Origin of the sequence: Microbacterium sp. RU1D, from assembly GCF_900156435.1 — a bacterium.
Classification (GTDB): Bacteria; Actinomycetota; Actinomycetes; order Actinomycetales; family Microbacteriaceae; genus Microbacterium.
Map to the genome: position 1 here is coordinate 883678 of NZ_FTPQ01000001.1, position 18572 is coordinate 902249.

17 protein-coding genes and 3 tRNA genes are annotated in these 18572 nt (G+C 70.7%); 14 read left to right on the forward strand and 6 right to left on the reverse strand.

The features are described from left to right. Positions 1–15: 15 nt before the first annotated feature. The 4 genes from B0B15_RS03980 to B0B15_RS03995 all read right to left on the reverse strand — a co-directional run bounded on the left by B0B15_RS03980 (position 16) and on the right by B0B15_RS03995 (position 2899). Positions 16–2076, reverse strand: a complete 2061-nt coding sequence (locus tag B0B15_RS03980; RefSeq protein ID WP_076673456.1) for an MDR family MFS transporter — start codon at positions 2074–2076, stop codon at positions 16–18. 509 nt (positions 2077–2585) lie between these two features. Further along, positions 2586–2658: transfer RNA gene (locus B0B15_RS03985), tRNA-Phe, on the reverse strand. Positions 2659–2722: 64 nt separating this feature from the next. After that, positions 2723–2796: transfer RNA gene (locus B0B15_RS03990), tRNA-Asp, on the reverse strand. Between the two features lie 30 nt (positions 2797–2826). Then, positions 2827–2899: transfer RNA gene (locus B0B15_RS03995), tRNA-Glu, on the reverse strand. Between the two features lie 214 nt (positions 2900–3113). Here B0B15_RS03995 and B0B15_RS04000 point away from each other — a divergent pair. Next, positions 3114–4574: a M23 family metallopeptidase gene (locus B0B15_RS04000; protein WP_076673458.1), complete on the forward strand. Its 1461-nt coding sequence runs from the start codon at positions 3114–3116 to the stop codon at positions 4572–4574. A 108-nt stretch (positions 4575–4682) separates the two neighbouring features. Here B0B15_RS04000 and B0B15_RS04005 read toward each other — a convergent pair whose 3' ends face one another. Further along, positions 4683–5216, reverse strand: coding sequence for an inorganic diphosphatase (locus B0B15_RS04005; protein ID WP_076673459.1), 534 nt, complete (start codon positions 5214–5216; stop codon positions 4683–4685). A gap of 235 nt (positions 5217–5451) precedes the next feature. Between B0B15_RS04005 and tilS the strand changes: the two genes are divergently transcribed. The 13 genes from tilS to lysS all read left to right on the forward strand — a co-directional run bounded on the left by tilS (position 5452) and on the right by lysS (position 17368). Then, entirely contained in the window at positions 5452–6450 is a 999-nt protein-coding gene (gene tilS, locus B0B15_RS04010; RefSeq protein ID WP_076673461.1) for a tRNA lysidine(34) synthetase TilS, read from the forward strand. 57 nt (positions 6451–6507) lie between these two features. After that, a complete protein-coding gene (hpt, locus tag B0B15_RS04015) occupies positions 6508–7059 on the forward strand; it encodes a hypoxanthine phosphoribosyltransferase (RefSeq protein WP_076673462.1) in 552 nt (183 codons plus the stop codon). Between the two features lie 123 nt (positions 7060–7182). Then, positions 7183–9186, forward strand: a complete 2004-nt coding sequence (ftsH, locus tag B0B15_RS04020) for an ATP-dependent zinc metalloprotease FtsH (protein ID WP_076673464.1) — start codon at positions 7183–7185, stop codon at positions 9184–9186. A gap of 6 nt (positions 9187–9192) precedes the next feature. Continuing rightward, positions 9193–9780 (forward strand): GTP cyclohydrolase I, encoded by a 588-nt coding sequence (gene folE / locus B0B15_RS04025; protein WP_076673465.1) that lies wholly within the window; start codon positions 9193–9195, stop codon positions 9778–9780. Beyond that, positions 9777–10568: a dihydropteroate synthase gene (gene folP / locus B0B15_RS04030; RefSeq protein WP_076673467.1), complete on the forward strand. Its 792-nt coding sequence runs from the start codon at positions 9777–9779 to the stop codon at positions 10566–10568. The genes folE and folP overlap by 4 nt, the downstream gene beginning before the upstream one ends. Further along, the gene (gene folB / locus B0B15_RS04035; protein WP_076673469.1) at positions 10568–10936 is read left to right on the forward strand and encodes a dihydroneopterin aldolase; all 369 of its coding nucleotides are present in this window, start codon (positions 10568–10570) and stop codon (positions 10934–10936) included. The genes folP and folB overlap by 1 nt, the downstream gene beginning before the upstream one ends. Further along, a complete protein-coding gene (gene folK / locus B0B15_RS04040) occupies positions 10933–11475 on the forward strand; it encodes a 2-amino-4-hydroxy-6-hydroxymethyldihydropteridine diphosphokinase (protein WP_076673470.1) in 543 nt (180 codons plus the stop codon). The genes folB and folK overlap by 4 nt, the downstream gene beginning before the upstream one ends. Further along, positions 11472–11957: a DUF3180 domain-containing protein gene (locus B0B15_RS04045; protein WP_076673472.1), complete on the forward strand. Its 486-nt coding sequence runs from the start codon at positions 11472–11474 to the stop codon at positions 11955–11957. The genes folK and B0B15_RS04045 overlap by 4 nt, the downstream gene beginning before the upstream one ends. Then, positions 11911–12501, forward strand: a complete 591-nt coding sequence (locus tag B0B15_RS04050; RefSeq protein ID WP_076673474.1) for a PH domain-containing protein — start codon at positions 11911–11913, stop codon at positions 12499–12501. The genes B0B15_RS04045 and B0B15_RS04050 overlap by 47 nt, the downstream gene beginning before the upstream one ends. Next, positions 12498–14147, forward strand: coding sequence for a PH domain-containing protein (locus B0B15_RS04055; protein WP_256334166.1), 1650 nt, complete (start codon positions 12498–12500; stop codon positions 14145–14147). Before B0B15_RS04050 ends, B0B15_RS04055 begins: the two co-directional genes overlap by 4 nt. Beyond that, positions 14144–14866 carry a DUF2520 domain-containing protein gene (locus tag B0B15_RS04060; RefSeq protein ID WP_076673476.1) on the forward strand — a complete coding sequence of 241 codons (723 nt, stop codon included), beginning with the start codon at positions 14144–14146 and terminating at the stop codon, positions 14864–14866. The genes B0B15_RS04055 and B0B15_RS04060 overlap by 4 nt, the downstream gene beginning before the upstream one ends. Next, positions 14863–15717, forward strand: coding sequence for a pantoate--beta-alanine ligase (gene panC / locus B0B15_RS04065; RefSeq protein ID WP_076673477.1), 855 nt, complete (start codon positions 14863–14865; stop codon positions 15715–15717). Before B0B15_RS04060 ends, panC begins: the two co-directional genes overlap by 4 nt. A 130-nt stretch (positions 15718–15847) precedes the next feature. Continuing rightward, on the forward strand, positions 15848–17368 hold the full coding sequence (lysS, locus tag B0B15_RS04070; protein WP_076673479.1) for a lysine--tRNA ligase: 1521 nt from the start codon (positions 15848–15850) through the stop codon (positions 17366–17368). Here lysS and B0B15_RS04075 read toward each other — a convergent pair. Continuing rightward, positions 17319–18473 (reverse strand): DUF4192 family protein, encoded by a 1155-nt coding sequence (locus B0B15_RS04075; protein WP_076675147.1) that lies wholly within the window; start codon positions 18471–18473, stop codon positions 17319–17321. The two genes, lysS and B0B15_RS04075, sit on opposite strands and share 50 nt — an antisense overlap. Positions 18474–18572: the final 99 nt, after the last annotated feature.

Below are 18572 nucleotides of genomic sequence, written 5' to 3' on the forward strand. Positions count from 1 at the left end.
CCTTCGTGTTGGCGACTACGGCGCGAGCAGGGCCCCGGTCTGCGCCGCGGATTCCTCGGCGCGCTTCTCTTCGTCGTCCTTGCCGCGGCGCTCATCGGCGGCCTCCTGCAGGGCCGACTTCGCGCGCAGCGGCGGCGTGCGGAAGAACAGCGACAGCACGAAGGCGAGAAGCACGACGCCCATCGCCACCCAGTAGACGCTCGTCGCCGAGGAGTTGAAGCCCACCAGGAACGGCTTCGTCAGCCGCGCGTCGGCGCCGACGAGGAACGAGGTGTCGTCCAGCGTCGAGTCGCCGATCGAGGTGTTCTCGCCGCCGTCCGCGAACTGCTCCTCGAGCGTCGTGGCGACGGTGTCGACGAACGCCGCGCGATCGGCGGCGTTCGAGAAGTCGAGGCTCACCGTGCCGTCCGAGCCGATGCGCGCGACCGGCACCTGCTGCTGGATCTGCGTGGTCGCCGCGGCCAGCGCCTGCGACACCGCGGCCTGGGTGGCCTGCGCCTGGGCCGCCGCCGGGATCTGCCCGGCCGCCACCTGCGCCGCGACGGCCTGGGTGGCGGCATCGGTCGCCTGCTGCACGCCCTGCTGCACCTGCTGGGTCACGGCATCCGTCGTCTGGGTCACGATGGGCGTGTAGATGCCCGACATGATCTTCTCGTTGGCCGGTGCCGAGGCGACCGTGGGATCGAAGGCGGCGTCGAGCGCGTCGGTGAGGGTGCCGCGGTCGGAGAACGAGCCGATGATGTTGGACGGCATGAGCGTGAACAGCAGAGAGAGCAGCACGGCCGTGCCGAGCGTCCCACCGATCTGGCGGAAGAACGTCGAACCGCTCGTGGCCACGCCCATGTCGCGCAGGCCCACGGAGTTCTGGCTGGCGATCGTGAGGGTCTGCATCAGCTGGCCGAGGCCCAGGCCGATCACGAGCATCGCGGCAGCGACGTGCCAGTAGGGGCTGTCGTACTTCAAGAACGTCAGCAGGAAGAAGCCGACCGACATCAGAGCCGTGCCGATGATCGGGAACATGCGGTAGCGGCCGGTGCGCGCGATGATCTGGCCGCTCGCGATCGAGGCGATCATGAGGCCGAGGATCATCGGCAGCATCTCGAACCCGCTCTCGGTGGGCGTGGAGCCCAGCACGAGCTGCAGGTACAGCGGCAGCGTCAGCATGGCGCCGAACATGCCGAAGCCCACGAGCACACCGATGACGGTCGCCATCGAGAAGGTGGGCGAGCGGAAGAGCTTCAGCGGGATGAGCGCGTCGTCCTTCATTTTCGTCTCGGCGATGACGAAGGCCAGGATGCCGAGCGCCCCGATCGCGTAGCAGGCGATGGCGATGGGAGAACCCCAACCCCACTCGCGGCCCTGTTCGGCGACGAGCAGCAGCGGCACCAGGGCGACGATCACGGTCGTGGCGCCCCACCAGTCGATGCGCACCGAGTGGCGCGGCTGCTTGGGGATGTGGAGGAACCGCCACACGATCGCGAGGGCCGCGATGCCGATCGGCACGTTGATGAGGAACACCCAGCGCCATCCGGTGATGAAGAGGATCTGGTCGGCGCCGGCGAACAGGCCGCCCACGAGCGGGCCGATGACGCTGGAGATGCCGAAGACGGCGAGGAAGTAGCCCTGGTACTTCGCGCGCTCGCGCGGGGCGAGGATGTCGCCCATGATCGCGAGCGGCATCGACATCAGTCCGCCGGCGCCGAGGCCCTGGATCGCGCGGAAAGCGGCGAGCTCGGCCATGGAGGTCGAGAAGCTCGCGAGCACCGATCCGACGATGAAGATGAGGATCGCGAGCAGGAACAGCGGGCGGCGGCCGAAGATGTCGGAGAGTTTGCCGTAGATGGGCGTCGAGATCGTCGACACGATCAGGTACGCGGTCGTGACCCAGGCCTGCAGGCTGAGGCCCTGCAGATCGTCGCCGATCGTGCGGATGGAGGTTCCGACGATGGTCTGGTCGAGGGCGGACAGGAACATGCCGGCCATGAGGCCGAAGATCACGAACATGATCATGCGGTGGGTCATGACCGTGTCGGTTGCCGCGGTGTGCGGGCGGCGCGTGCGAGTGATGTCTGACATCTGTCCTCATCGAGAAGGGCGGCGGGCGGCTCGATCGGCGGGGCCGGGCGCCAGGTGTTTGCTAAAAGTCAACAAATAGTAGCGCTGCTTTGTGAGGTCGGGGAACCACCTGCGGGTCTCCGCCGGGCCCGGCGTGAAGAAATACCCCCGTGGGGTGAGACGGGTCTCGAGTGGTCCGGCGTTCGGGGCGCGGGCGGGCTGCGCACGCGAGAGTGGGGCACGGGCGCGAGTCGCGCCAGAACAGGCGATCGTGCGAGGACAGGACGGACGTGGCCGCGACCGTCCTGTCCTCCAACGACCGTCTGTCGTCAGACACGGGCGGTGGGGAGGAAGGGCGTTGCAGGGAGGGGAAGGCAGCACCGGCGTTTCGTCGCGCTGCGGCGGCTCGACGACCGCGTGGTCGGAGTCGCGCGCGACAGAGGGAAGGGCGTCCCTCGTCGGGAAAGCAAAACCCCCGCCATGTAGAAGCTAGGCGAGGGTTTCTGGGATCACTGTAATGATGATCCGTGTGGCTCCGACGGGCGTCGATCCCGTGACCTCACGATTTTCAGTCGTGCGCTCTACCAACTGAGCTACAGAGCCGAGCGGCATGTCTGCCGCTTCCTAGACGAAAGGCCTCCTCGAAAGAAGGCCCGTCGCTGTGGAGCGACCCTGACGGGACTTGAACCCGCGACCTCCGCCGTGACAGGGCGGCACGCTAACCAACTGCGCTACAGGGCCATGCATTTTCAATTGTACTTCACCGGAAAGTGACCCCAACGGGATTCGAACCCGTGCTACCGCCGTGAAAGGGCGGCGTCCTAGGCCGCTAAACGATGGGGCCGGATGAGCCTGAAACCTTGCGATTTCCTTCTCGCTTGCCGACGACCGAGCCTACTTCACATCTCGCGAGATTGCCAATTCGGGGCGTGGCGTGCGCGGCTCGCGCGTGTCGGAGGCGCAAGGATGGGCGCTACCGGCGGGAACTCTCCCTGTTGTGTGTGTGACTCGTGTTGCTACTGTGAGTCGAGTTGCGACCGGTGAGATGAGGTATTCCCGTGACGCTCGAGCGCCCCGACGAGTCAGACGATTGCGGCTGCGCGCCCACCGCGAGTGAGCGGCGGCGGCTGTGGCCGACGTTCGATCGACGCAGCGCGCTGAAGTTCGGCGCCCTCGGTGCCGTCGCGGTCGGGGCCTTCGGGGCCGCCGCCTCTGGTTTCTCCTCGCCCGCGGTGGCCGCCGACTACCCGTCGTGGGCCGACGTCGAGGCGGCCCGCGCGAACGAGTCCGCGAAGGCCGGTGAGATCGCCCGCATCCAGGGGCTCATCCAGGGCCTTCAGTCCGAGGTCGCCCGCACGCAGGCCGAGGTCGTCGCCCGATCCGACGAGTACTACACCGCACAGCAGGCCTATCTCGATGCCGATTACCGCGCGCAGCAGATCCAGGCGCAGGCCGACGCGGAGGCTGCCAAGGCCACCGACGCCGCCGCCAAGGCCGGCAAGGTCGCCGCGCAGCTGTACCGCTCGGGTGGCGACGACACCTCGCTCGATCTGTTCTTCTCGGGCTCCGCGGCCAGCGCCGACGACCTGCTGGCCAAGCTCGGCACGATGGACAAGCTCATCGAGCGCAACCGTTCGGTGTACGCCGCGGCCGTCACGGCGCGCGATTCCGCGACCCAGCTGAGCAACCAGGCGAACGACGCCCGCACGGAGCGCGACCGTCTGCAGAAGATCGCCGAAGAGAAGATGGTGGCCGCGCAGCAAGCGGCCCAGGCCGCTCAAGAGGCACTGGCTGCCCAGCAGGCCAACCAGGTCGTGCTCGAGGCCCAGCTCGCCGCCCTGCAGGACACCACCGCGAAGACCGTGGCCGATTACCAGGCCGGTGTCGAGGCCGAGCGGAAGGCTCGCGAGGAGCGCGAACGCAAGGCACGCGAAGAGGCCGAGGCGCGCGACCGCGCCGAGCGCGCGCGTCGCGAGCAGGAGCAGCGCGACCGCGAGGCCGCGAACAACAACAACAGCGGCGGTGGAGGCGGCTCCAGCGGCGGTGGCGGCTCCAGCGGTGGCGGCGGTGGCGGCGGAGGCGGCGGTCAGGCCACCGGCTCGGGCTGGGCGCGTCCCTCGTCGGCCGGGACCACCTCGGGCTACGGCCCGCGCTCCAGCCAGTGCAACGGCAGCTATTGCGCCAGCTCATGGCACCTCGGGCTCGACTTCGGTGCCGGCTGCTACTCGCCGATCTACGCCGCGTCGGCCGGGCGCGTGACCTACGCCGGATACAACGGCGGCTACGGCAACTACATCCGCATCCAGCACGACGACGGGTCGTCCACCGGCTACGCGCACATCGTCAACGGCGGGATCTACGTCTCCTACGGTCAGCGCGTCGGCGTGGGCCAGCAGATCGCCGCGACCGGTCAGACCGGCAATTCCTTCGGCTGCCACCTGCACTTCGAGGTCTACCCGCCGTGGGGCGGGACCACCGATCCGGCGCCCTGGCTCCGCGATCGCGGCGTCTGGGTCTGACCCCGCCGACGAGGAAACCCCCGGTCGATCGACCGGGGGTTTCTTCGTGCCAGGGGCTCCGCGCGGCCAGCCGCTCTGGGCGGCCGGACGCTCTGAGCGGTCGGGCGCTCAGAGCGTGTTGGGCGCTTCGCCCTCACCCTGCGTCCGGGTCTGCGCGTCGTGCTCGTCGAAGCGCGTGAAGGCCTCGGCCACGAGACGCTCGGCCTCGGCGGCGTTCGCCCACTCGTCGACCTTGACCCACTTGTTGGGCTCGAGGTCCTTGTAGTGCTCGAAGAAGTGCGAGATCTCCTTCTTGGTCCACTCGTCGATGTCGTCGACGTCCTGGATGTGGTCCCAGCGCGGGTCCTTCGCGAGCACGGCGACGACCTTGTCGTCTCCACCGGCCTCGTCGCTCATCTTCAGCACGCCGACGGGACGCACCTTCGCCAGGATGCCGGGGTGCAGGTCGCGGTCGAGCAGCACGAGCACGTCGAGCGGGTCGCCGTCTTCGCCGAGGGTGTTCTCGAAGAACCCGTAGTTGGCCGGGTAGCCGAAGACCGTGTAGAGGATGCGGTCGAGGTAGACGCGGCCGGTGCCGTGGTCGACCTCGTACTTCACGCGGCTGCCGCGGGGGATCTCGATGACGGCGTCGAAAGCGCCCATACTCGTGCTCCTTAGATCTGTGGATTTCCGCGGCCCAGCCTAGCCGGGCCGTGGTTGCGCGTCTGGTCCGCGTGCGACCGGCCACGGTGACGCGCGGTCGGGCGGAGCCGCGCGGTCGGGACGCGTCGCGAGGAAGCCGACGACCGGCGCGGTGCGACCCGGTCGGATGCCGATCCATCCACCCCCCGCGAGGGGGAAATCCGGCGCCGTGTCGATCGGCCAATACCGTAGAGGGATGGACCGCCGCCCTGGACTCTCGCCCGCCGTCGCCGAGGTGCGCAGGGCTGTGCGCGCAGCGCTCGAGGATCGCACCGGCTCCGTCGTCGTGGCATTGTCTGGCGGGCCGGATTCCTTGGCCCTCGCGGCGGCGACGGCCTTCGAGGCGGAGCGGCTCGGCATCCGGGCCGAGGCCGTCGTGATCGATCACGGTCTGCAGGAGGGGTCGGATGCCGTGGCGGAACGCGCCGCGCAGACGGTGCGGAAGCGGGGGCTCGCCGCCCGTGTGGTCGCGGTCGACGTGGTCGCGAAGGACGGCCCCGAAGCCGACGCGCGTGCGGCGCGGTACGCGGGGCTGGCGCGCGCCGCGGCTGAGACCGGCGCCGACGCCGTGCTGCTGGGGCACACCCTCGACGATCAAGCCGAGACCGTGCTGCTCGGGCTCGCCCGCGGCTCCGGGGCGACGAGCCTGGCCGGGATGGCGCCGGAGCGGCGGGATGCCACCGGTCCGGTGTGGCTGCGACCGCTGCTGGGGGTGCGTCGTCGCACGACCGTCGCCGCCTGCGCCGCGGAGGGGCTGCAGCCCTGGTCCGACCCGCACAACGCCGACCCGTCGTACGCCCGGGTGCGGGCGCGCGAGCGGGTGCTGCCCGTGCTCGAGGCGGAGCTCGGTCCCGGCGTCGCCGAGGCGCTCGCCCGCACGGCAGAGCAGCTGCGGGAGGATGCCGCCGCGTTCCAGGACATGATCGACGAGACCATCGAGGACATCGTCGAGCACGCCGAGGCGGGCATCTCGATCTCGGTCGCCGCCCTCGCCGCCAATCCCGCGGCGCTGCGGAACCGGATCGTCCGGTACGTCGTCGAGAGCGAGTTCGGCGTCTCGCTGACCCGTGCTCAGACGCTCCAGGTCGCCCGTCTCGCTGTCCACTGGCGGGGACAGGGCCCGATCGATCTGCCCGCATGCGTCGCCCGGCGGATCGGGGATCGCATCGAGATCGTCGCGCGGGCGGCATCCTGAATCGGGCCGCGTCCTGAATCGGGCGGCGTCTCGATCCGGGCCACGTAGACTTCTCGAATGCGCGCGGCCGACATCTCCGACGACATCAGCGAAGTCCTCCTCACCGAGGAGCAGATCCACGGCAAGCTCGCCGAACTGGCGACGCAGGTCGTCGCCGACTACGAGGGCCGCGAGGTCGTGCTCGTCGGCGTGCTGAAGGGCGCCGTCATGGTGATGGCGGACTTCGCCCGTCACCTGCCCATGCACGTGTCGATGGACTGGATGGCGGTGTCGTCGTACGGCGCCTCGACCCGATCGAGCGGTGTCGTGCAGATTCGGAAAGATCTCGACACCGACATCACCGGCAAGCACGTGCTGATCGTCGAGGACATCATCGACTCGGGTCTGACGCTGAGCTGGCTGCTCGAGAATTTCGCCTCGCGTGGAGCGGAGTCCGTCGAGGTGCTCGCGCTGCTGCGCAAGCCGGATGCCATGAAGGTCGAAGTCGACTGCCGCTACGTCGGTTTCGACATTCCCAACGATTTCGTGATCGGGTACGGCCTCGACTACGCCGAGCGGTACCGGAACCTCCGGGATGTCGCGGTGCTCGCGCCGCACGTGTATTCCTGAAGCGGGTGCGGCGTGCTCTGCGTACGCCCTCGACGAACGCACAGGCCCGGCATAGTCCACGGGCGTTAGCCTGTTGCGACCGCGTTTCTGCGGAGGATCACGAAAGGGCTGGGCTCGCCCACCATGAATTTCAAGAAGATCACGCGTAATCCGATCGTCTACGTTCTGCTGGTCGGTCTGCTTCTGGTCATCGGTTTCTCCCTCATCTCCAACCTCAGTGGTGCCCGCCAGGTCTCCACCAAGGAGGGCCTGGACCTGCTCAAGGGCGGCACCGTGACGCAGGTCGTCACCAACGATCCCGATCAACGCGTCGATCTCACGCTGTCGCAGCCTTTCGAGGGCGCGAACGACGTGCAGTTCTACTTCAGCCAGGCCCGCGCGGACGAGGTCGCCAGCGCTATCGACGCGGCGGCGCCCTCCGACGGCTTCAACGACGTGGTCCCGAAGCCGAGCTGGTTCGACGGTCTGATCGGTCTGATGCTCCCGCTGATCCTCCTCGGTCTGCTGTTCTGGTGGCTGCTGTCCAGCGCCCAGGGCGGTGGCAGCAAGGTCATGCAGTTCGGCAAGTCGCGCGCGAAGCTCGTGACCAAGGAGACGCCCACCGTCACCTTCCAGGACGTCGCGGGCTCCGACGAGGCGATCGAGGAGCTCGATGAGATCAAGGAGTTCCTGAAGGACCCCAAGAAGTTCGAGGAGGTCGGCGCCCGCATCCCCAAGGGCGTTCTGCTGTACGGCCCTCCGGGAACCGGTAAGACCCTGCTCGCCCGCGCGGTCGCGGGCGAGGCCGGCGTGCCCTTCTACTCGATCTCGGGTTCGGACTTCGTCGAGATGTTCGTCGGCGTCGGTGCCAGCCGCGTCCGCGACCTGTTCAACCAGGCCAAGGAGAGCTCGCCCGCCATCATCTTCATCGACGAGATCGACGCCGTCGGTCGTCACCGCGGCGCCGGCATGGGCGGCGGCCACGATGAGCGCGAGCAGACGCTGAACCAGATGCTCGTCGAGATGGACGGCTTCGACCCCAAGGTCAACGTCATCGTGATCGCGGCGACCAACCGCCCCGACATCCTCGACCCCGCGCTGCTGCGCCCCGGTCGCTTCGACCGGCAGATCGGCGTCGATGCGCCCGACCTCAAGGGTCGCCAGCGCATCCTCGAGGTGCACGGCCGCGGCAAGCCCCTGTCGGACTCGGTCGACCTCGAGGTCGTCGCGCGCAAGACGCCCGGCTTCACCGGTGCCGACCTGGCGAACGTCCTCAACGAGGCGGCGCTGCTGACCGCGCGCTCGAACGCGCAGCTCATCGACAACCGCGCGCTCGACGAGGCGATCGACCGCGTCATCGCCGGTCCACAGCGTCGCACGCGCGTGATGAAGGACAAGGAGAAGCTCATCACGGCCTACCACGAGGGCGGCCACGCCCTCGCCGCGGCGGCGATGAACCACACCGACCCCGTGACGAAGGTCACCATCCTCCCGCGCGGCAAGGCGCTGGGCTACACGATGGTGCTGCCGCTCGACGACAAGTACTCCGTCACCCGCAACGAGCTGCAGGACCAGTTGACGTACGCGATGGGCGGCCGCGTCGCGGAGGAGATCGTCTTCCACGACCCCACCACCGGCGCTTCGAACGACATCGAGAAGGCGACGAGCATCGCCCGCAAGATGGTGACCGAGTACGGCATGACCAACGAGGTCGGACCCGTCAAGCTCGGCTCGTCGTCGGGCGAGGTGTTCATGGGCCGCGACATGGGCCACGGACGCGACTTCTCCGAGCGCATCGCCGAGCGCGTCGACGCGCAGGTGCGCGCGCTCATCGAGCAGGCGCACAACGAGGCGTACCAGGTCATCAACGACAACCGCGAGGTGCTCGACCGCCTGGCCCTGGCGCTGCTCGAGAAGGAGACGCTCGACCACATCGAACTCGCCGAGATCTTCAAGGACGTCAAGCGCCTCACCCCGCGCCCGCAGTGGCTGTCGTCGGGCGATCGTCCCGTCTCCAACCAGCCGCCGGTCGACGTGCCCCGTCGTCAGGCCCCGGCGGGCATCGCCGCGTCCGTCGAGGCGGAGGCCCAGACGAAGGCCCAGGTGCAGGCCCGTCCGAGCGGACAGACGCGCCCGGCAACCGCCTGAGGCGCCGTGGCCGTCGATCGAGAACGGGTCGCAGACCTCGTCCGCGAGCTGCTGGAGGCGATCGGGGAAGACCCCGATCGCCCCGGCCTCCGGCAGACCCCGGCGCGCGTCGCCGACAGCTGGGCCGAGTTCTTCTCGGGCGTGAACCAGGATGCCCGCGCCCCGCTGCAGCACACCATCTCGGTGTCGCGGGGACCTGCGCCCGACACGCTGCCCTCGGGCGCCGTGATGCTGCGCGACATCGCTTTCCGCTCGATGTGCGAGCACCACCTGCTCCCGTTCCGCGGTCGCGCCCACGTGGCGTACCTACCGGGCGAGGAGGTCGTGGGCCTCGGGGCGCTGCCGAGAGTCATCGACGTCCTCGCCGCCCGTCCGCAGGTGCAGGAGCGGCTCGGCGAGCAGATCGCCGACGCCATCGCATCCGCCCTCGACGCGCGGGGTGTGCTCGTCGTCCTGGATGCCACCCACGAGTGCGTGACCATGCGCGGCGGCCGACAGCTCGACGCCTCGACCGTGACGATCGCCGCTCGCGGTGCGTACGTCGAGCCGGGCGCCCGAGCCGAACTCGTCGCTCTGATCGGAGCGCGCGCGTGACCCTCGTGATGGCGATCGTCAACGTCACCCCCGACTCGTTCAGCGACGGAGGACGATATCTCGACCCCGACGTGGCGATCGCGCACGCGCGCGCCCTGCGCGCACAGGGGGCCGACATGCTCGACATCGGCGGCGAGTCCACCCGGCCCGGAGCCGAGCGCGTCTCGCCCCGGGTCGAGCAGCAGCGCGTGCTGCCCGTCGTCGCCGCCCTGGCATCCGAGGGGGCGTACGTCAGCATCGACACCATGAACGCCTCGACCGCCGCGGCCGCCGTCGCGGCCGGTGCACGCCTCGTGAACGATGTCTCGGGAGGACTCGCCGACCCCGACATGCTCGCGGCCGTCGCCGAGAGCGACGCGGAAGTGGCGATCGGCCACTGGCGCGGACCCTCGAGCGAGATGTACGCGCGAGCCTCCTACGCCGATGTGGTCGCGGACGTCGTCGCCGAGCTCGATGAGCGCGTCGCCGCCGCCGAGGCCGCCGGCATCCCGGCGTCGCGCATCGTCGTCGACCCCGGCATCGGATTCGGCAAGCGCGGTGCGCAGAACTGGCAAACGCTGCGAGGCCTGCCCGCCCTCGTCGCCCGCGGCCGCCGCGTGCTCGTCGGCACGAGCCGCAAGCGGTTCCTCGCCGACGCGCTCGGCGACGACGCCGACCTCGCCCGCCGCGATGTGGCCACCGCTGTCACCAGTGCCCTCGCCGCCGGCGCCGGGGCGTGGGCCGTGCGCGTGCACGACGTACCGACCACCCGCGACGCGCTCGCCGTCGCCCGCGCTTGGGAGGCCTGATGGATGCCGTCGACCGCATCACCCTGACGGGCGTACGCGCCTTCGGGTACCACGGGGTCTACCCCGACGAGAAGCGCGACGGGCAGGAGTTCGTCGTCGACGCGACGGTGTTCCTGCCCTTGGCACGCGCCGCCGAGACGGACGATGTGGTCGACACCGTCCACTACGGCGAACTCGCGGAGCGCATCGCCGCGATCGTCTCGGGGGAGCCCGTCGACCTGCTCGAAAGACTCGCGGCGCGCATCGCCGACGAGGTGCTCCGCGACGAGCGCGTCGAGGCGGTGACCGTCACGGTGCACAAGCCGGCGGCCCCCATCCCCGTCCCCTTCGCCGATGTGTCGGTGACGATCACGCGCGGGCGCTCGTGAGCGTGCGGCTGGCCCATGGGATCGGTGAGGCGCCGCGGACGGCGCCCGTCGCCGCGGTGATCGCTCTGGGCGCGAACCTGGGGGAGCGGGCCGAGACCCTCGCGGCCGCCGTCTCCGAGCTGCGCGCGCTGCCCCTCACCGACGACGTGACGGTGTCGACGCCGATCGAGACCGTGGCGGTGACGCTGACGGGTGCGGACGACGACGCTCCGCGCTACCTCAACGCCGTCGCGACGCTGAGCACCCGACTGAGCCCGACCGCGCTGCTCGCCGCCCTCCACCGCATCGAGGCGCGTCACGGTCGCGTTCGTCGCGAGCGGTGGGGCGACCGCACGCTCGACCTCGATCTCATCGCCTACGGCGACGAGATCATCGATCGCGACGATCTCGTGGTGCCGCACCCGCGCGCGCACAAGCGCGACTTCGTCCTCGTGCCGTGGCTCGACGTGGACCCGGATGCCGTGATCCCCGGCCGCGGACGCGTGGACGACCTGCTCGCCGCGCTGCGAGGGGACGAGCTTCCGGGAGGGACGCGTTGAAGCGCACGGGTGCCGGCATCCTGCTCATCGCCGCCGTCATCGGCGGCGTGGCCGGCTTCGTCCTCGACACGATGCTCACCGCGATGGGTCGCGCCACGTTCGTCCCCGCGGCGAGCCTGCCGACGGTCCTGGCGTTGCTCGGCGCGGTCATCGTGATCTTGGCGGTGCCGGTCTTCCGCGCGACGCGGGGGCGCAGCGAGCGCCGCATCGACCCGTTCCGTGCTCTGCGCATCGCGATGCTCGCGAAGGCGTCGTCGCTCCTCGGTGCCGCCGCGTTCGGGTTCGGCGTCGGGCTGCTCGCGTTCCTGTCGAGCCGACCGGCGACCCCGTCGCTAGGCTCGATGGGATCGATCATCGCGACGGTCGTGTGCGCAGTCGTACTCGTCGTCGCGGGCCTCGTGGCCGAGCAGTTGTGCACCCTCCGGAAGGACGACGATGACGACACCCCCGGGAACACCCCCGCAGGACCCGTCGGCATCTGAGGCGCCGGGCGTCGATCCGCTCGGTGCCCGGACGTTCTCCCGCGTCCTCGAACCTCGCGCCGCGGGCCGGCTGCCGCTCGGCGACGGTACGTGGCACCAGCTGGCGCGCGCGTACGTCTGGGTGCAGCTCATCTCCCAGGGGGCGGTGTTCCTCGTCGTGCTGGCGGTGGCCATCGGCATCCAGGCCTTCACGGGTGTGCCCTGGCAGTGGATCCCCGCCGGGGTCGTGCTCGTGGTGACGGCGATCGGGTTGCTCATCACGCCGCGGCAGGCGCGCTCGTTCGGCTATCAGCTGCGCCGGGACGACCTCGTGTTCCGCCGCGGCATCCTGTGGCAGCGCGTCGTCGCGGTGCCGTACGGGCGGATGCAGCTCGTCGACATCACGCACGGGCCCCTCGACCGCGGGTTCGGCATCGCCCAGCTGAAGCTCGTCACGGCGGCGGCCTCGACGGGCGTGACCATTCCGGGGCTCACGCAGGAGGCGGCCGAGCATCTGCGCGACACTCTCGTCGCCGTGGCGGAGACGCGACGGACCGGGCTGTGAGCAATCCGGACGACCGGGCCGACCCGTCGGGCCTCACGCGCGGGGAGGAACAGATTGTGCCGGGCGGCGAGGAGACCGGCCGCACGCCGGATGCGGCCGCGCCCGGGACGCCGAGGACGCTCGTGCGGTCGCCGTACAGCGATGGAGAGTGGCACCGACTGCATCCGTTGACGCCGTTGCTCCGTGGCGGCCTGTCGCTGCTCGTCATCATCGGCCTCATCGTGGCCAATCTCCGCGAGCGTCTGTTGGAGCTGTTCTTCCCCCTCTTCACCGACCTGCCGCCCGGAGAGCTCCCGCCCGACCCCGTGGATTTCCTGTTCGCGAACAACCTCATCCTCATCGCGGCGGGTGCGGCCCTGGTGACCCTCCTCGTGCTGCTGGTCCTGTTCCGGTTGTCGTGGCGCTTCCACACCCTGCGCATCGGTGACGACGATGTCGAGGTGCGCTCCGGCGTCCTCTTCCGCACCCATCGGCGGGCGCCGCTGGACCGTGTGCAGGGGGTCAACCTCACGCGACCGATGGTCGCTCGACTTCTCGGGCTCGCGAAGCTCGAGGTGGTGGGCGCCGGCCTCGACGCCAACGTCAAGCTCGAATACCTGTCCGCGAAGGATGCCGATGCCATCCGCGGCGACATCCTCCGGCTGGCGTCGGGCCGTCGTCTCGCCGAGGCGGGGGCCGGCCCTGCGGCCAGACGCTCCCTCGTGACCGCGGCCGCCGACACCGTCGCCGACGGGCTGCAGGGCATCGTCGACGGAGAGGACTTCTCCGACACCGAGCTCGAGAGCATCGTGCGCATCCCCCTCGGCCGGCTCGTCGCCTCGCGCGTGCTGAGCGGGTCGACCCTCGTGCTGATCGCCTTCGTGGTCGGGATCGTCGTCGCGGCGTCGGTGTCGACGCTGTGGCTGCTCTTCACCGTCGTGCCCATGTTCCTCGCCTTCGGCGCCTACTACGTGCGTTCGATCGCCCGAGGGCTCCGGTACTCGATCGCCCCGACCCCGGACGGGGTGCGGGTGACGTTCGGACTCTTCACGACGGTGACCGAGGTGGTTCCGCCGGGGCGGGTTCACGCGATCGAGGTGCGCCAGCCCCTGCTGTGGCGGCCGTTCGGCTGGTGGTCGGTCACGGTCAACCGGCTGTCGGGACGCTCCTCCACCGACTCCACCGCCGACCAGCTCGCGGCGGTCCTGCCCATCGGTACGCGTACCGACGTCGAGCGGGTTCTGCGGATCCTGGCCCCCGGGCTTTCGGGCGACGAATGGACACTCGTGTTCCGTGACGGCATCCTGGGTCCGGTGGATGACGACCCCTACGTGACGACCCCGCGACGCGCGCGGTGGCTCCGGCCGCTGTCGTGGCGCCGCAACGGCGTCCTCCTCACCGCCGACGCACTGCTGCTGCGCCGGGGCTGGGTCTGGCGCTCGCTGACGATCCTGCCGCTCGCCCGGCTGCAGTCGATCGGTCTGCATCAGGGGCCGATCGCCCGTGCCGTGCGCACGGCGACGCTCTCGGGCCATGTGATCACGGGCTCGGTGCAGACCACTCTCGGCGCGATCGACCGCGACGAAGCGCTGCGCCTGTTCGAGGCCACCGCGCGCGGCGGTGTGGCGGCGGCCGCGGGCGACCGCACGCACCGGTGGGCCGGATGAGCGGCGGGCGCGACGGACGCCTCGGCGTCGGGGTCATCGGGGCGGGACGGGTCGGCCCCGTCATCGCCGCGGCCCTCGCCGGGGCGGGGCACGCATTGACCGGGATCACGTCGGGCTCCGACGACGACCGGGTGGAGGCGATCCTCCCCGGGGTGCCGCAGCTCACGGCCGACGAGGTCGCCCGCCGGAGCGAACTCGTGGTGATCGCGGTTCCGCACGACCAACTGCCCGGCCTGGTCGCGGGCCTCGCCGAGCTCGGCGCATGGCAGCCCGGGCAGCTCGTGCTGCACACCGACGCCGCATACGGCGCGCGCGTGCTCGACCCCGCGGCGCAGCGGGGAGCCATCCCTCTCGCCATCCACCCGGCGATCGTCTTCACCGGCGCATCCTCGATCGACCTCCGACAGCTCGCGCAGGCGTACGCCGCGGTGACCGCACCCGCCCCCGTACTCCCGATCGCGCAGGCGCTCGCCGTCGAGCTCGGCTGCGAGCCCGTGGTCGTCGCCGAGGACGACCGGCCCACGTACGCCGAGGCGATCGCGACGGCGACGGAGTTCTCCCGCTCGATCGTGCGCCAGTCGTCCGAGCTGCTGAGCCGTGTGGGTGTCGACAATCCCGGCGGGTACCTCTCGGCCCTCGTTCGCTCGAGCGTCGACCAGGCCCTGGTCGAGGGGAGCGGGGCGGGGCGCCTCGACGGCGACGCTACGATCGACGGATGATCGCCACCCTCGAGGATCTGCGCGCCCGACTCGACGAGATCCGAGGGACGGACGGCACGGCGGGTGGCCCGCGCGTCGCGCTCGTGTCGACGCTGGGCGCCCTGCACGAGGGGCACGTCGACCTGATCAGACGGGCCGGGGAGCGCGCCGACATCGTCGTGGTGTCGACGTTCGTCAACCCGCTGCGCTTCCGCACGGCCGACGACACCGCGGCGTACCCGCGTTCCCCCGACGCCGACGCCCGCGTGCTCGGCGATCTCGCCGTCGACGTGGTGTTCGCGCCGACCGCGGCCGAATTTCTTCCGGCCGGCACCGCCACCACGCGGGTATCGGCGGGCGACATCGGCCTCCGCTACGAGGGGCGGGTGCGCCCCTACTACTTCGACGGCGTGCTGACCGTCGAGGCGAAGCTCTTCAACCTCGTGGCCCCGGACGTCGCCGTCTACGGCGAGCGCGACCTGCAGCGCATCTTCCTCGTGCGGCGGATGGTGCGCGACCTCGACTTCTCCGTCGAGATCGACACGGTGCCCACCGTGCGCACGGACGACGGGCTGCCGGTGTCGAGCCGCATCGCCCTGCTGGACGACGCCGACCGCCGCGCGGTCGCCAAGCTCCCGCGCGCGCTCGAGGCCGCGGCATCCAACGCGGACATGGGCGTGGACGCATGCATCGCGGCCGCCCAGTCCGCTCTCATGGGGGAGCAGCGCATCTCGCTGGAGTACCTGAGCGTGGTCGACCCGGCGACGTTCCTGCCCGTGGACGAGGGTCATCGCGGGCGCGCCTTCGCGCTGATCGCGGCGACCGTCGGCGGCCATCGCTTCATCGACAACGCCGAGATCTCGCTGCGCTGACGATCCGGCGGCCCGGCCTGGACACGGGCGTGCGGCGCGCCGCGACTCTGGCCGTCCGTCGAGCAGGGGTGTGCCCCGAGCCGCCCGGGTCGGGCGAATACACTGGGGAAGACCCCGAGGAGCTTCCACGATGACCGACGCGCCCGCGAACGACGCCGCCGAACCCACCGAAGACGAGGTCTTCGAGCAGAAGGCGGTACGCCTGGCCAAGCGCGAGCGACTGCTCGCCGAGCGCAGCGACGCCGCGGGCGGGGCCTACCCGGTGTCGGTGCCGGTCACGACCACCATCACCGCGCTGCGCGCGCGCTTCGGCGAGCTGGAGGCCGGCGCCGAGACGGGCGAGACCGTCGGCGTGGCCGGGCGCGTGGTGTTCAGCCGCAACACCGGGAAGCTCTGCTTCGCCTCGCTGCAGGCCGGCGACGGCAGTCGCGTCCAGGCCATGGTCTCGCAGGGCGTCGTCGGCGAGGAGTCGCTGCAGGCGTGGAAGGAGCTCGTCGACCTCGGTGACCACGTCTTCGTGTCGGGCGAGGTCATCTCGAGCCGTCGCGGCGAGCTGTCGATCATGGTCGCCGAGTGGCGTATCGCGGCCAAGGCCGTGCTGCCGCTGCCCAACCTGCACACCGAGCTCAGCGAGGAGAGCCGTGTCCGCAGCCGCTTCCTCGACCTGATCGTGCGCGACCGGGCGCGTGAGACCGTGCTCGCCCGCGCCAAGGTGAACGCGAGCCTGCGCCGCACCTTCACCGAGCGCGACTTCGTCGAGGTCGAGACCCCGATGCTGCAGGTGCAGCACGGCGGGGCCTCGGCGCGGCCCTTCACGACCCACTCCAATGCGTTCGACACGGAGCTCTTCCTGCGCATCGCGCCGGAGCTGTACCTGAAGCGGGCCGTCGTCGGCGGCATCGACCGGGTGTACGAGATCAACCGCAACTTCCGCAACGAGGGGTCCGACTCCACGCACAGCCCCGAGTTCGCGATGCTCGAGGCCTACCAGGCCTACACCGACTACAACGGCATCGCCGACCTCACCCAGACGCTCATCCAGGAAGCCGCGATCGCGGTCGCCGGGTCGACCACGGTCACCTGGGCCGACGGCACCGAGTACGACCTCGGTGGCGAGTGGGAGCGCATCTCGATGTACGACTCGTTGTCGGAGGCCTCCGGCCACCCGGTCACCCCCCAGACCTCGCTCGACGAGCTGCGCGCGCTGGGTGAGAAGTCCGGTGTCGACGCCCCGCCGCACGAGACGCACGGCAAATGGGTCGAAGAGCTGTGGGAGCACTTCGTGAAGGGCGGACTGACCCGCCCCACCTTCGTCATGGACTTCCCCGTCGACACGAGTCCGCTCGTGCGCGAGCACCGGTCCATCGCGGGCGTCGTGGAGAAGTGGGACCTGTACGTGCGCGGGTTCGAGCTCGCGACGGGGTACTCCGAGCTCGTCGACCCCGTCATCCAGCGCCAGCGGTTCGTCGAGCAGGCGAAGCTCGCCGCGCGGGGCGATGACGAGGCGATGCCGATCGACGAGGAGTTCCTGCGGGCGCTCGAGCACGGGATGCCGCCGACCGGCGGCATGGGGATGGGGATCGACCGTCTGCTCATGGCCATCACCGGGCTCGGGATCCGCGAGACGATCCTCTTCCCGCTGGTGAAGTAGGGCGCTCGAAGACCCACTCCGGCAGTCGGCCGGCGTCGAGCAGGCTCAGCATGATCGCGCTGAGGCCGTGCGCCGGGTCGATGCGGAGGGCCTCCTCGGCGTAGGTTCCCGCGTGCGACGAGCGCCCCTGCGCCCATGCCAGCCACGTGCAGGCCGACAGGGCCCCGGGGCGCCGTTCGACGGGAACGGTCGCGGCGACCTGCCGGCACACCTGCAGCGCTGCCCGCAGACGCTCGGGCTCGGGCCGCGCGCCCTCCCCCCACATGGGACGTGCGAGGTCTTCGGGGAAGGGGGTGCCCGCGCTGAACGCGGTCTGCGCGCGGAGTACCGCATCGCCGGCGGCGACGTCGGCGGCCCACTGCATGAGGGCGACATCGCGCAGCGACGGCCGCTCGAGGCAGAACGCGAGGGCCGCGATCACCGGAGGGCGCGTCCGCCCGGTCGTGGTGACCGCCCTCTCGAACAGCGCCGGCGGGTCGGCCAGCAGCGCCAGGACCTCGTCGGCTCGCGCTCGGCGTGCGAGGGGGAGGCGACGACGCTCTCTCGGACGATCGAGGACGTCGTCGACGTCGGCGAGCAGCTGCGCGACGGATGCCGACGCGTCGGTGTCGACCTCGGGCAGTGCCGCGGCGGAGAACTGGTCGGTGCGGCGGAGCCGATCGGGCGGCGTCGTCGCCGCGTCGGCGATTTCGGAGAGCGCACCCGGCGAGACCTCGGTGGGGTCGAGATAGCAGGCCCAGGCGTCGGGGCCGACGACGAGGGCATCGAGCACGCGCAGGCCGCAGATGCCGGCGCGGGAGACGACCTCGTCGATCAGTCGACGTTCCGGAAGTTCGGCGTCTGACGACACGGACTCGTCGGTGTACACGACGGGCACGATCGCGTCGGTGGAGGCGACCTTGCACGCCATGCCGATGACGGTCGACGCGATACTCTCGGCCTCCGCCGGCCCACCGCGGGGGAGATCGACGCGCATCGCCCCCAGCGATCGCCCGTCCGCGAACGGGACGACGACGAGGCTGCGACGCGGGGTGCACTCCAGGAGGTGCGGGACGAGGGCGAGGAACGAGGCGGACGAGGCGGTTCGGACGACGGTTGGGGTCATGTGCACGAGGGTGCCGCGTCGCGGCATCCGCGCGCGGGCATCGAAACCTCGATCGTGGAGAAGCCGGCGGACGAGGCGCCTGGGGAGGAGCGATGCGCG